The organism is Nonomuraea sp. NPDC050556, assembly GCF_044457355.1.
In the GTDB taxonomy this organism is placed as follows: Bacteria; Actinomycetota; Actinomycetes; order Streptosporangiales; family Streptosporangiaceae; genus Nonomuraea.
The window spans coordinates 456,688-470,777 of record NZ_JBITGU010000006.1 but is presented as its reverse complement, the minus strand read 5'-3'; the positions used below and the strand labels follow the sequence as shown (position 1 = coordinate 470,777).

General features: G+C 64.4%; 7 protein-coding genes and 1 pseudogene. 3 read left to right on the top strand and 5 right to left on the bottom strand.

The genetic code is table 11. The features are described 5' to 3' along the window. Window positions 1-67 precede the first annotated feature (67 nt). Window positions 68-712 (top strand): hypothetical protein, encoded by a 645-nt coding sequence (locus ACIBG8_RS49015; protein WP_397350212.1) that lies wholly within the window; start codon window positions 68-70, stop codon window positions 710-712. A 14-nt stretch (window positions 713-726) separates the two neighbouring features. On the opposite strand, the gene ACIBG8_RS49010 is transcribed toward ACIBG8_RS49015, so the two are convergent. Beyond that, window positions 727-1,680, bottom strand: a complete 954-nt coding sequence (locus tag ACIBG8_RS49010; RefSeq protein ID WP_397350211.1) for a NaeI family type II restriction endonuclease — start codon at window positions 1,678-1,680, stop codon at window positions 727-729. A gap of 328 nt (window positions 1,681-2,008) precedes the next feature. Next, window positions 2,009-2,089: pseudogene (locus tag ACIBG8_RS49005) on the bottom strand (NUDIX domain-containing protein); the annotation flags it as partial. A 485-nt stretch (window positions 2,090-2,574) separates the two neighbouring features. On the opposite strand from ACIBG8_RS49005, the gene ACIBG8_RS49000 reads away from it, so the two are divergent. Then, entirely contained in the window at window positions 2,575-2,796 is a 222-nt protein-coding gene (locus tag ACIBG8_RS49000; protein WP_397350210.1) for a hypothetical protein, read from the top strand. A 340-nt stretch (window positions 2,797-3,136) separates the two neighbouring features. On the opposite strand, the gene ACIBG8_RS48995 is transcribed toward ACIBG8_RS49000, so the two are convergent. After that, a complete protein-coding gene (locus ACIBG8_RS48995) occupies window positions 3,137-4,081 on the bottom strand; it encodes a PASTA domain-containing protein (protein ID WP_397350209.1) in 945 nt (314 codons plus the stop codon). Between the two features lie 114 nt (window positions 4,082-4,195). Here ACIBG8_RS48995 and ACIBG8_RS48990 point away from each other — a divergent pair, with 114 nt between their 5' ends. Further along, window positions 4,196-5,263, top strand: a complete 1,068-nt coding sequence (locus ACIBG8_RS48990) for a DUF4236 domain-containing protein (protein ID WP_397350208.1) — start codon at window positions 4,196-4,198, stop codon at window positions 5,261-5,263. 336 nt (window positions 5,264-5,599) lie between these two features. Here ACIBG8_RS48990 and ACIBG8_RS48985 read toward each other — a convergent pair whose 3' ends face one another. Together ACIBG8_RS48985 and ACIBG8_RS48980 are read right to left on the bottom strand one after the other, a co-directional pair. Then, entirely contained in the window at window positions 5,600-6,247 is a 648-nt protein-coding gene (locus ACIBG8_RS48985) for a hypothetical protein (RefSeq protein WP_397350207.1), read from the bottom strand. 2 nt (window positions 6,248-6,249) lie between these two features. Next, window positions 6,250-13,962: a LamG-like jellyroll fold domain-containing protein gene (locus ACIBG8_RS48980; RefSeq protein WP_397350206.1), complete on the bottom strand. Its 7,713-nt coding sequence runs from the start codon at window positions 13,960-13,962 to the stop codon at window positions 6,250-6,252. Window positions 13,963-14,090 lie beyond the last annotated feature (128 nt).

Genomic DNA, 14,090 nt, shown 5'->3' with positions numbered 1-14,090 from the left:
TTCATATAACGATGGAGTCGGTGTGAACCTACCTGGGTGGGATGACCCGGCCTTCAAGGCGGGGACGATGATCAAGACCGCGTTGTGGCTGGTAAGCGAGATAGGCGAAGGAAACATCTTCACCAAGGAGCAGCACAGGGACGCCTTTCCGGGAATTTCCCAAGCGGACCGCCGGATGCGAGACCTCCGAGACTTTGGCTGGGTGATCCATACCAACACCGACGACATCACACTCCGGTCCGAAGAGCAACGCTTCGTCACCGCGGGCCTGCCGGTGTGGGAACCGGGTGTACGCCGGAGGGCCACGTCCAGCTCGATCTCAGCCAAGCAGCGGAAGGCGATCTTCGCGGCGGATGACTACCAATGCGTCGTCTGTGGAATAGCAGGCGGAGAGGTCTACCTCGACGCGGCCAACGACACCGCAGTTCTGGCGGTTACCCGGCGCAGTGTCAGGCTTCCTGGAGGCGCTGTACAGGAGAAGCTCGTTACCGAGTGCAAGCGCTGCCGCGCAGGGAACGGCACAGACGAGCCTGTTGACGTCGCCCGTCTGTTGTCGGATATCCGCAATCTAGACGAGACCGAGCGCGCCCGTCTCATGCGGTGGATGGAGCGTGGCAGGCGGGGTGCCTCGCCGATCGACCGCGCCTGGACACGCTACCGCCGACTTCCTGCCGATTCGCGAGACGCTGTCTTCAAGCAACTTCGAGGCTAACTCTATCTGCACCATCACTCGCGAATAGAGCCTACGTTGGGCAACATCGGCGCTTCAACCACCGGATCATCCTTCGATGCAGCGACCCACTCCTGGCCGCCGATTTCCACAAAGGGAGCACCGTAGTGCTGCGGACCCCGTGGAGCCAGCCGTATGCTCACGAACTCGCTCGGACCAGGTACCGGCAACTCCAGTTGACGCGCGATGTCGCAATGGTTCTTGAATTGGCCTAGAACGATGATTCCTTCGGCCCGGAGCTGCGTCCGTGCCCCGCCGTTGTTGCGAAGGCGCTTGAGGGGATCCTTGTAGGGCTTCGGGTCATTCGCGGTTGCGACTGTCGCGACGACGTTGCGGGTCAGTAGCTTTCCCTGCGCCCGTCGCGCGAGCTCGTTGAGACGCTGCTGCCCACTTCGCTTCGCGTAGATGGCAGCTACGTCGTCGGGGGCCATGTGAAGGAGAGCGTTCTCAGGGAGCGGCTTGTCGTGGAAAAGCCACCGAACGGCTTGCTTCCCCGCTTCGTTGAGATACCTCTTCTTGTCGCGGTTTCCTCCGGTTTCCGGAAGGTACTCGGCCTTTGCGCGTACCACTCCGGCTGACCAGCGACTTGTAGGATCCCAAGCCCATACGACCAGGAGAAGCTTGTCGACTGCTTCAAGCGGGATCATCCAGCCATGTATCTTCTGAGAGAATTTGCAGTCAACATCCACGCCTGCGATGCGGTAGTCGAGCTTCTCCCCGTCTTCGAACTTGAACTCCCGCTGGAAGTTGATCTCGACGAGAGTACCGCCGTGGGTTTTCTCCGTCTTGTGCAGCTGTTCCCAATCGTATCGACCAGAATTGGGGCCATCGAGCAGCATATCGATGGAGCGACGCAGCGTCGCTGCCATCCTTGAGCCGTCTGGGTCGAGCCCGATCAACTGCGCGAAGACAGCTTCCAGTTCCGAATCCGGTGCGCATCCATCGATCATGCTCTGAACGTACTGGATGCCTCCGACAGGCTCGGTGGTCCTGTGGAAGCCTCCGGCTGAGGCCCTGCAGGCACGTGGCAGGTAAGGGGGTCGCCGTGTTCGAGATAGATCGCGGAATCTGGCGCTGCCTGCAGCCTGCGCCACATGTATGGCCGGAGCAGCTCCTACGCCTCGGCAGCCTGTACGAAGCGTGCCTCACCCACTTCGTCGTCAACCGGCTGGACGCCGCTTGTGACCGTGCCGCCGTCGAAGACGAACATGAGGGAGTCATCCCAGGGGCCATGTGGAGGAACCCAATCCACCACGAGGAGGCGTCGATCTCCAAGTCCAAGCCGAGTTCTTCCTTGATCTCCCGGCGGGCGGCTGCTGCGGGGGACTCGTTAGCCTCGGCAGGTCGACGGGGCCCGATTCGCCGACCCTGATCTCATCCAGCCAGGGTGGCGGCTCCGGCTTCCCGGCCTTCGCAGACCTCGTCCAGTGATCGAGAAGCCCCGTGTCACCGGAACACCGCATGTAGATGCGCGCCATCCGGTCGGCCAAATGTGGTCGACACCCTCTGTCCGCAGGCCGACCGGTTCCGAGCCGGACACTCCGCCGGTGATCGAGGCTGCGCGCCGGGTATCGAAGTGCCAGGTGAACTTGCCGTCGGGGCCCGAGCGAACGATTCAGCGGTACGGCTCACTCTGGCAGGGCTGGGCCTGGGGCTGACCGGGCCCGGCGCGCGTGACGTGATCCGTGCGGTGCTGGTGGATCTGCTGCACCAGGCAGGAGACTTCCGGGCGGAGGTCCTGGCTTTTACGGCTGACGCTGATCGGCTGGGGTTGGCGGGTCTGCAGGCCGTAGCCAGGCTGACGGTGCTCGATTCGGTCGAAGCGGTGCCGGACCGGTTCGAGGATGCGGTTCGCGAGGCAGCGCATGCTGGCGGAGCGGGAGGCCGCCGACGTGGACGAGCTCCGGCAACGAGATCCCGGCGAGGTGCTCCCCGTCGCAGTGCTCCTGATCACGCCGGATGGGGAGACGGATGCTCGGCTTGCGCCCCTGATCGAAGTGAGATGCGCCATAGGGGTCGCTGCTGCTCGGCCGCTGGTCGGCGGCTACCTGGACGGTCAGTGGTGATCACTTCGAGGTGTCCGGCTTGAGCCTCGTCCACCTGTCCGAGCCGGACGCTGCCGGCGCTCTACGGGGTCTCGGCGAGGCTCAGCCCGATTCGGATCTGGAGGAGATCGACGAGCGGCCGATGGACACTGGAGAACATCCGACGCCCGTCTGCTCGCCTCCGGAAGGTCAAGGCCAAGGAGCTCGGCCTTGGCTCTGTTGGCCTGAACGCGCTCCCGAGTCTCTCAGCCCTGGATGACGAAACCCGGCGGAAGCTGTTCGACGCCTACAACCTGGAGTTGCGCCACCTCGAAGTCGCCCGCAAGGTGACGATTCACTGGCACGGTGACCTTGGGTGTCGCTAGGCGCGGCGCCAGCGGGCGCGGGAGTCGCTGGCTGTGGTGGAGCAGCGCATCAGGGTGCCTGCGGTGGTGTACCCCGTCGCGCCCTCGGTAGAGCAGAACGCTCCCGGATGGACGGTGCCTGACACCGTGGTGTCCTCCTCGGACTCCTCTTCGTCGATCGAGTAGCCCTGCTGGGTGACGGTCAGGTGGACGGCTTGGCCGGGCTTGAGGGCTACACCTGCTTTGGGGGACTGCTTGATGACCTGGTCGGCCTTCTGGCCGTCTTTGGCGGTCACGTAGTCGGTGTCGACGAGGGCCGACACCGCATCCAGTGTGTCGGAGGCCTTGGTTTCGGAGAGCCCGGTGAGCTTGGGCATCTTGGCGTGCTTGCTGTAAAAGCCGTATGCCTCGCGGCTGATCCGTACCAGGTCGACCGTAGATCCCGGGGTGACTGAGGTGCCGCTCTTGGGGCTCATGGAGGACACGACGCAGGCGTCGTAGCAGGACAGCTCGTTCACGTCGGTCAAGGTGGAGGTCAGTCCGACGGTCTTGAGCTGGAGTTGGGCGTCTTCTTCCGGCAGTCCTGTGAGGTCGGGAAGCGTGACGGTGGTGGAGGGCGGAGCGGTCGTGGGCGTGGCCGTGGCTGTAGGGGTGGCGGTGGGGACGGGCTGGGCGAGGGCGGTGGGTTCTGGTGTCTGGCCGCCAGGGAGCAGGCCGATGGCGACGACCACGGTGAGGATCCCCAGGAGCGTGCCTCGTACGGCTTTGCGTACGGGGTCGTGGGCGACGGGGCCGAGGTAGACGCGCTTGAGGAGCCTGGTGGCGCGGTCGCTGTCGTCGCTCCATAGTTGCCAGCCTGCCGGCGGCGGTGGCCAGGAGGGGTCGGGGCGCCAGCCTTTGGGTGGGGTCCAGCCGGTGGGTGGCAGTGGCCAGTTCGGGGGTGGGTTGAAGCGGCGAGCCATGGCGGAGGACCTTCGGTTGACACCAGGGGAAATACGGAGGAACTGGCATAAATTACCAGGTCAGAGTGGGTGCGCTGGTTGATGTCATTACATTATGCGACCTACCCTTTACGCATGGGGTTCTCTTTCCGTATCGCGCCAGGCATCCGTATCAGCGCCTCGAGCCGAGGGATGCGGGCCAGCCTCGGTCCCCGCATCGCCCGCGTTCACGTAGGTGCCGGCCGTACCGGACTGTCCACTGGCGCTGGCCCGATCACGCTGTACTCCAGCCTCGGCGGCGGCCCCCGCCGCCGACCGGCGAACGCCCAGCGAAGCCTGGCGCAGGCGAGCAAGGAAGAGGAGGCCAAGCGCCTGCTGGCCGTCTTCCACGAGATCACCTCACTGCACCGGGCGGAGTTCGCCGACGTCACCCCGCCGGTGGCTCCGGCCATCCGTCCCGTGGAACACGCCGCGATGCTGCGTACCCACGAGCGCCAGGCACTGAAGGGGATCAGCTGGTTCAACCGGACCGAACGCCGCGCCGCGCGCGAGCGCGCCCGCATCGGTGCCAACGCTCAGGCCGCCGTTTGGGTGGGCGGCGCCGAGGTTGAACGGTCCCAGATCCAGGAAGAGCTGGACCGGGAGTGGTCCAGGCTCCTGGCCAACGACCCGGCGACCGTACTGGAGACCCTCACCGACGCCTTCGACGACAACCAGGCACCCGCAGCCGCAGCAGGGGTACAGGGCAGCGAGGTCCTGCTTGTGCTCCAGGTACCCGGCCTGGAGGGGGTCCCGGAGCGCATGCCCGGCGCCACCCAGGCAGGCAACCTGACCCTGCGCAAGCTCAACAAGACCGAGCGGGCCTCCTACTACCTGCAACTGGTGGCGGGTCACGCATTGGCGACCCTGCGCGAGGCGTTCGCGATGGCCCCGGGTATCACCTCAGCCCGCATCGTGGTCATGCGGCAGTACAGAACCGACTCCTACGGAGCCCCGCAACTGGAATGCGTCCTGGCAGGACGATTCCGGCGAACTTCCTTCCACGGCGTCCACTGGGAAGCCGCCGACGCCTCCGGCGTACTCAATGACACCGCAGACGAGCTCCTGTTCAACACCGCACCCCGCACCGGCGAACTACGCGCGATCAACCTGGCCCGAGAACCTGAACTCGCCCACCTCCTCGCCACCATCACCTTCGTATAGGTTCTGCGGCGACAGTCTCCAGCCCAGGTGGTTGAAGGTGCGGTCCCACGCGGCTGCAGAATGTCCTTGCGTTGCCCGCCTGACTGTGGACCCGGGTTCGTCGGTGTTATCGGTTGCGCTAGTCAGCGGCCCGTCATGGTGAGGCCGAGTGGAAGATTTCTGCGCACGAGAGGCGTACTCCTTTTGCCGGTACGCCCTGCGGTACTCAAAGAGCGCAGTTAACAAAGGTGACACTGCCGCGACGCCTGAGATCCATGACGCCTGGCTGCTCCCGGCGCACAGCAGTGCGCCGGGAGCAAAGCACGTCCGCAGGATCTTGCATGCGGAGGGAACGCGCTAATCGCCTACCTGTGTGGCCACGTGTCGATCAACTGCTGCAACCAGAGAGCGGAATGTTTCCTCGGGAACGGGGATGTAATCTCTGCGCCCATCAAACCTTCTGATGAACGTATCGACGATGAACTTTCCATACTGAGCCCGAGAGCCCCATTGTGGGCAGTTCTTCAGTGGATTTCCCAGACGCTTAGGGGCTACGCAGAAGAGCCGCGCGGACTCGGCCTTTATCTCCATGCCCGTGTTTTCGATGACGGTCGCCTGAATTCCCTCATCGAAGTTGAACTTCCCGCCATATGGGCGCTTTAGGTAGTCGCTGGCGGCAGCTTCTGCAGTTGGGAATTGGTAGATCACCTGTGCTATGGGATGGCGGCCATCTCGGTCACTCCAGGAGCGTAGCCGATATGCAGAGGAGCCATATAGATCCAGCGTGCCGAGTTTTTGCACGTCAGGGTTCTGGCTGCCAAGCATCAGCTGAGAAACTACTACTTTAGGGATCTCATCAAAAGAGAGCAGTAGCTTGTCGACTGTCGGATTCGACTTCGCGGAGGGTGGCTGCGGTACTACTCCTCCGGTCGCAGTGCCGCAGCCACTAATAAGCGCCAGAAGTATGGCCGTGGCGCCTGTGACTCTCCGTGCCTTCATAGCCATCGTTACCATCTGTACTGTTCCACTTCTTGCTCTTCGTAGTATTCGAAGAGGCGCCGCATGTCATACCAGAGGTCGTAGACGCCATAAGCCTTGGCGTTCTCTCGATTACGGGCCGCGCCGTTGCCCCAACTTTCGAACATCCTCCAGCCGAGATACTCGGCGTACTGGTCACCTTCGTCCTCTACTGTACTGGACTTTCTGGCGTACATGTCTGCGGCCCAGTGAGTGAACTCTCGAGTGAAGCCCAGGGCGTTCATGATCCATCCGAAATGGATGTTTGAGAATACGTCGTAGTAGACCTGGCCACCCTTGCAGTCCTTGTAGACGCAAACATATCCGTCGTTCTTCAGGTGCCCCGGTTTTCCTAGTCCGAGAAGGGTTCGCAGATATCCCTTGTGGTCCCATCGTGCGCCAGCCTTGAAGACCTTGTAGATCCGATTCATCAGCGCCGCAGTGGAAATCACCTGACCGTATTTTTTCTTCTGTTCTTCAGCCCATTTGAAGACAGGATGGTCAAGGTTAGTGACCATTTCATATGTCATGAACAGCATGGCTTTAAAGAATTTTGGATTCAGTTCCTTGGCCCAGGCGGGTCGATCCTTGGTGAGCTTGTCCAGCCATTTACTGCAGGCCTTGGTGCCGGGGTTTTCTGAGCAAAGCTGCTTGTAGGTGTCGACGCACTTCTTTGCGAATCCGAAATTTCCTTCGGAGCAGCTGGATGGTCTCCCGCCAGCGGATCCTCCCGCTGATGCCCCCATCGTCATCATTGCCAGCATGCCCAGCTCTGCTCGGTTCATTGTCGGGTCCCAGCCCTGCATGAACGCTCTCTGATGCTCTGGCGTCATGCTCGAGAAATCTATGCCATCCGGCTTGGGGCGACCGTTGGACATATACCCGCCGCCGATACGCTTGAGCTCTTCAGGCGAGAATTCGGGGCTGTGGTTGTAGTCATAGCCGGCGGAGGTGATGAAGCTGCTCCACCACCGTTCATGCGTGGCCGTCTCATGGCAGATGCTGCCGCTGCAAACATAGCCACCGTCCGAACTGGCGCGTCCTTCGCTATCCCAAGTGACTTCGGTCCAGTGGCCTGTCGGGTCATTGCCGACGAGAGGTGATGCGTTCGCGTAGGAGTAGCGGTTGGCCTGGACTGACGGGTTGGGATTGAGAGTGGCGCTGTCACGGGTGGTGAAGGCTCCGGTGCCGGGTTGGTACCAGCGGGCATGCATGTTGACCCGGCCGGTGTCCGGGTCGGTGTATTCGCCCTGATAACCGAGGTTGGTCTTGCCGCCGGTTTGTGTCGTGACATTGCCGAAGGGGTCGTAGCTGGTGCTGGTGATAAGGCCAGTGGTGTCGAAGGTCGCGACGAGGTCGTCGTGCAGATCGGTCAGCGTACCGGTGGCGGGGCCGGTGCCTTCCTGCTGGCCGAGCAGGCCTCCGGAGGCATCGCGGCCGTATTTGGCCCTGAGTCCACCAGTGCCGGCGTCGGTGATGGTGGCGATGTCGTTGCCGAGGCCCGTATAGATGAACTGGTCCTTGACGGTGCCGCGGGTGCGGGAGCTGAGTCGGTTGAGGCCGTCGTAGGTATAGAGACTGTCGCCGTCGCTGATGAGGCGGTCGAAGGCGTCGAAGCTGAGGTTGGTGGTGACACCTGCCTTGGTCTGCGTGGCCAGGGTGCCGCGCGGGGTATAGGCGTAGTCGGTTCCGTCGCCCGAGAGGAGGCGGTTGCGTTCGTCGTAGGTGAACGTCTTGTCGCCCGCCTTGGTGCGGTTGCCTGCGGCGTCCCATTCGTAGGTGGTGACCTTGGCGTCGGGAGCTGTCCAGGAGGTCAGGCGGCCGGCTTGGTCGTAGGTGTAGGTGTTCTTGCCAGTTCCAGCGGCTGCAACTGCAGCCATGCGCGGTGCTGGGTCGAGTGGAAGTTCACCGGGGTCGCCCGTTCCGGAGGGGCCGCGGCCGCCTGCGGTGGTCTTGGCGGTTAGGTTGTCGTCCTTGTCCCACTCGTAGGTGATCTGCGCCTGCTGGGTTCCGGCACCGTTCCTCAAGATGTGGCTGGTGAGACGATCGGTGGCGTCGTAGTCGAAGGTCTGGCTGTCGGTCGCTGTGCTGCCCTTGGCCGCGCCCATCGAGGTGAGTCGGCTGGACTTGTCATAGCCGTAGGTGATCTTGCGGCCAGTCACCGGGTCGGTGGCGGTACCGATGCGATTGACGTTGTCCCATGTGAAGTCTGCCGTGCCTGTGGCATCGACGCGCTGAGTGGGGTTGCCGAGAGCGTCGTAGGTGTAGGCGGTCTGCTGGGACGTGCCGCGGGAGACGGTCAAGGGCAGGCCGCGGTCGTTGTAGTCGACACTCACGTCGCCGATTGTGATGGTGTGTCCGGCGAGGTCATAGCCATAGGTGCGCTCGGCGCTGGCGGACTGACCGCCGCTGCCGCTCTCCTTGGTCAGTCGGCCGAGGTGATCGAAGGTGCGGTCGATGCGTACTCCGCCCGGGAGCAGACTTGCCACGGGGTTGGCCGCCTGGTCATATACCTGAGTCCACGTGCGATCGGCGGAGTCGGGGTGGGCGGCTGTGGCTGGTTCGACCACGGTTTCGGGCAGTGCGAGGCTGTTGTAGCTGGTCCAGGTGGCATTGCCGCGCCCGTCGGTAAGGCGGGTTCGGGCGCCGGCGGCGTCATAGCCGAAGCTGGTGGTGATGGAGTCGGTGGCACTGACCGGTTCGATTAGCGCGGTGACACGGTTGAGGGCGTCGAAGGTCTGCTTGGTGATGCGGCCCTCAGCAGAGGTGTTTGAGGTGAGATTGCCCGCAGAGTCGTAGCCAAAGCTGCGGGTGCGCAGGATGGTTCCGGACGCGTTCAGGTTCGTCTCGGTGATTCTGCGTCCGGCCAGGTCGTAATCGACCTGAGTGGCGTTCCCAGAGGGATCGGTGATCTTGGTTGTGCGCCCGGCCAGGTCAAAGCTCTGGGTAGTGGTGTTGGTGGCGGCGTCGACTGTGGATTTGACCTCGCCTAGTGCGTTGGGGCTGTAGGTGGTGGCCTTGTTCCCGGGGGTGATGACCTTGGTCAGCTGGCTGGCGTCGTTGTAGGTCAACGTTGTGGTGTAGGCGGCCGCAGTTGGCTTGCGCTCCACCTGTGTCTGGGTGATCGCTCGGCCGAGGTCGTCGTAGGTGGCTTCGGCGCGGGCTCCCATCGGGTCGACGGACGCCAGGATTTCTCCTGCGAGGTCATACTCGGTCACCGTACGACCGGGACTCTGCCCCTCTGGGGCGGGATGGGTGACCTGAACTTGACGGCCGAGCTGGTCGTAGGTAAATGAGGCGACGTTCCCTCGCGGGTCGGTAGCGCGGACGATCTTGCCTGCAGGGTCGTATTCGTTTGTAGTGGTGGGAGTGATGGCGGTGCCGCCGGGTGGCGTATAGACCGGTGCAGTCGTCCTGACCTGGCGGCCTGCCTTGTCGAAGGTGGTGACGACTGTGCGGCCTTCGGCGTCGACGCTGTGGGTTTGCTCCCCCAGGGTGTTGTAGCCGACCCGTATGGAGGGGCGCGAAGTGGATGATTGCCCTAGCTTGTCGATCTTGACGGGTGGGGCGGTGGTTTCGACGAGCCGACCGAGCAGGTCATAGCGCAGAGTGGTGGTGTAGTCGACAGCGGCGGCGCCGTCAGCGTTGCCGCGCGGGTCGGTGGTCTCGGTGAGCAGGCCGCGCTCGTCGTAGGTCATGGTGGACACCAGGTCCTGGGCGCCGTTTTCGACGGTTTTCCGGGTGACCTGGTTGGCCTTGTTGTAGACGAACTCGGTGATCTCGCTCTTGGCTGACCCGGCACCGGTGCGGGTGCTCTTCAGCGTGTTGCCGGCCGCGTCGTAAGTGAACGCGGTGGTGCGCTTGACTCCTGCGGGGTCGGCGGTCTGGGAGGTGAGCATGCCAGCGGGGTCGTAGACGAAATCGGTGGTGGTGATCCCGCCGCCCGTAACAAGCTTGGTGTGTTTGCCTGCCGCGTCGTAGGTATGAGCCTCCAGGACAACGTCCTTGGTAGAGGTGGCGCCGTTGAGCTTGACATCGTCGGCGATCTTCTGCGACAGCAGGTTGTCGCCGAAGTAGGTGAAGGTTGTCTTGCGCCCCATCGCGTCGACTTGGCTCGCCAGGCGGCCAGCGGGGTCGTAGGAGCGTGACTCCAGCACGATGTCCTTGGCTGGCTGGGGGTTGACGGGGCTGGCGGTCCACCCCTTCAACGTGGTCGAGATCAGCTCACCACGCGCGCTGTAGCCGAGCGTCAGGATGGTGCCGCGGGCATCAGTGGCATGGCTCGGCAAACCGAGAGAGTTCCAGGCCTGCCGGATGACGGCGCCCTCGGGATCGGTGACGCTCTCGGCGTGGCCGAACGGATCGTAGGTGTAGGTGGTCTTGCGCTCCGGGTCGCCGCCGGTCAGGTCGGAGGCGGCCTGAGTCAGCTTGTAGCCGTCCGGGTCGTAGGTGAACGTGGTGCGTGCCGTGTGGGTGGCACCGGTGACCTCGTTCTTCACCCCCGGCGCTGTTTGGGTCAGCAGGCGTCCAAGGGGATCGTAGGTGAAGGTTGACTTCACCCCGTCAGGGTTGGCCGCCGAGATCTCCGTCTTGGCCGACAGCCGGCCGAGCACGTCATAGTCGAGCTTGGCCCTCAGCCCAGCCGGTGAGGTCTGTCCTGCCAGGTCGCCGGTGGCGGTGTAGGCGTAGGTCCAGGCATTGCCGTTGGCGTCGGTCTGGGTCTTGGGCAATCCAGCGGGGGTGCTGCCCCCTCCGGTGGCAGGTTCGCTGCCATCGGTGTAAGACACCGACTCTGAGCGGCCGCTGGCGAAACCGGTTGTGGCTGGGGAGGTGCGCTTGGTCGGCTCGCCGAAGGAGTTGTACTCGAAGGTGGTGGCGTAGGTGTTGTCGGTCGCGTTCGCTGAGCGGGCGTCGCGGACCTTGGTGATGCGGTCGTTGCGTTGGTCGAAGTCGTCGCCAGTGTTGAGGTAGTACTCGTTGCGGACGGTCTGGCAGTTGCCCGCCGCCCGGCACGTGGTGGTCGTAAGCACGTTGCCGCGCTTGTCGTAGGTGCGCTGGACGGTATTGGTGTTGGGGTCGGTGACCTTGGCCACGAATCCGCCGGTGTCGTAGTCGTAGGTGGTCTTCTTGGTCAGCTGATCGGTGCGTGATAGGAGCCGGTAGCCACGCCAAGTGTCGTAGTCGTAGCTGATGGTGCCGTTGGCAGGGTCGGTGACCTTCACCGTGGACACGCCGCCCTTGCCGTTCAGGGCGGGCGGGCCGACCTGCCAGGCGCCACCGTTGGCGTCGGTGTGGGTCTTGACGCGGTCGTTGCCGGCGTCGTAGGTGGTCTGCATCCACACTCGGCCAGAGGGCAGGGCGATCTTGGACATCAGGTGCGGTGCGACAGCGCGCGCGGCGACGTGAGTGGCGATCTCTTGCGGCGTGAGCGGCTTGTCATAGACGGCGACTTCGTCCAACTGGCCGACAAAGGGCAGTTCAGCTGTGGTCACCGGACCGCCGGGCCAGCCGCGTTTGCCGCCGCCTTCCAGCAGGCCGTTGCCCACCTGGGCGGTGATCGGCCAGCCGGACACGCTGGTGCCTGTGGCAGTGCCGACCGGCTGTCCGTCGAGGAACAGCTGCTGGGTGCCGCCCCCCAAGGTGAGTGCGACGTGATGCCACTGGCCGTCGGTGACCACACCGGTCGAGGCGATCGGTGCGATCGCCGCGGTGTCGGTGCGCGGGCGGAATTGGCCGCGCAGCAGACCGTCGGAGCCGATGTACAACGCGGTGCGGGCAGGTGCCGCAGTCTGGGCCGTGGTGGAGTTGGGGCTGATGGCGGCGATCACGCCAGGCTTGGTGGTCTTGAACCACGCCTCGATCGAGGCCGCGTCGCCGAGCTGAGCGATGGCCGCGTCGGGCAGGGTTACGGAGCTGGACCCAGTGAACTGGGCGGAGGTGTCGGTGCTGCCGCTCACGGCTCCGGGCTGCTTCAACGTCACCGAGTTGAGCCTGGCCAGCCCGGCGCCACCGGCGGCATCCTGGGCGTCGGTGCCCGTTTGCTCGCCGAGCCGCCAGTAGCCGAGCGGATCAGAGTTGAGCACCGTGCTGGCGTACTGCGAGCCGGTGGCGTACTCATAGGTGGTGCAGTTGGGCGCCTGAGCGGGGGAGCAGGCGCTGGTCAGCTTGTCGCCGTTGTAGGCGTAAGTCCACGTCAGCGGGGCACCGTCGACCGGGTCGGTGCTGACCTGGGTGACGTGGGAGCCGGTCCAGGCGAAGGACAGGGAGCGGCCGCCGATGCTGGTGACCTTGGCGAGCTTGCCGTCGGTGCCGTAGTCCAAGCTCTGGCTGCGCCCCCGCTGGTCGGTGATCTTCGTCAGGCGACCCTGAGCGTCGAACAGATAGGTGGTGGCCGACTTGTCCATCAACTTCCACCCGGTCAACGGCCCACCCGCGACGTCGCGGGTCTCGGCCAGGGTGGCATACATGCCAGGCGGCGGCTGGAAGGTGCCGGTGGTGCCGCCGTTGGCGGCGAACCGCACCTGGCGCCCGTCGGGGTTGGTCACCAGCAGCGACGTCGGAGACGCGCCGCCGACCACACCCTCGGGGGTGATCTTCATGTCCCAGCGGGTCGACCAGCCGGCGCCGAACATGCTCGTGCGGCGCGGGTCGAGGCTGTTGTAAGAGCGCGAGACCGCCAGCGGCGGCCCAACGGTGGCGACTGTGGCGTCGGTGACGGCGGCGGAGTAGTTACCGGTGGACGGCTGGAACTCCTGCCCGTCGGGGCCAGGGGTGGAGAAGTTCGACCCGATCGACGGCTGGCGCACACCGGTGGTGAGCGTGCCGGACCAGTCGGTGGTCAGGGAGTTACTGGCATCGCGGGCAGTGACCTGCCACCAGTACTGCTTGCTCCAGGCCAGCGCCTTGCTGGCCGGAACCCGCCAGGTACCGCTGCCGCTGGTCAGCCAGCCGGAAGTGACACAACCGGCACTCAGCGCCTGGTCGGTGCAGATCTTGAAAGAGAAGTCGATGCCGTAGTCGCCCATGTTGCTGACAGCCTCGGCCCCCAGCATCGGGGTACGGGTGCCGACCAGCATGCCGCTGAGCGGGAACACATCGGTCAAGCTCGGCGGGTACTGCGTGGTCGGTGGCGGCGTGTCATCATCACACGGACCGACGTTGCCCCAGTAGTAGTGCCACTCCACCATGCCACCGCTGGTGGTGGTGTATTGCGCGTCTGGCGGAGCCTGACCGGACGGTACCGAGGTGTTGGCGCGGTAGACGTACTTGTTGAGCACCACCTGAGCGCCGGAGGAGTAGCTGCCGCCGCTGTAGGAGGAAAACGACGAGCAGTAGCCAACCGAGGCAGCGGCCATCATCCGCGATACCCCGGGCTCATCCGACTCGGTGGACGGGCTGTCTTCCAGCGGCAGCGCCCCCTTGGGGGTCGGCGCGTCAGCGTGAGGAGTGCCCGGCTTGGCCGAGGTGTCGGTGGCAGCAGAGCCCACGAGCGGGGCCAGCGGCCGCGCGCTACCCAGCTGCTGCTGCGGCGTCTGCGGCACATCACCGGTCGGCGCTGCCAGGCCGGCCGTTGCCTGTAGGGAGACTGCGGCGACGGCCGCTGGCGTCTCACCTAGAGACAACGCTCCAGACACCATCAACACCGACAAAGCTGCGCCCAGGCTTTTCCGCCAGGAAAAGGGCAGCAAGGCATCGCGACGCACGCGCGATCACACTCCGAATCAACCCGACAGCGCCTCGACAGGCAGCGGCCGTCGCTCTCCGCCGAAGTCGGATCGACCCACGCTCGGAGCGAAATCTAACGAAACGTCCCGGACATTAACTTACGTCC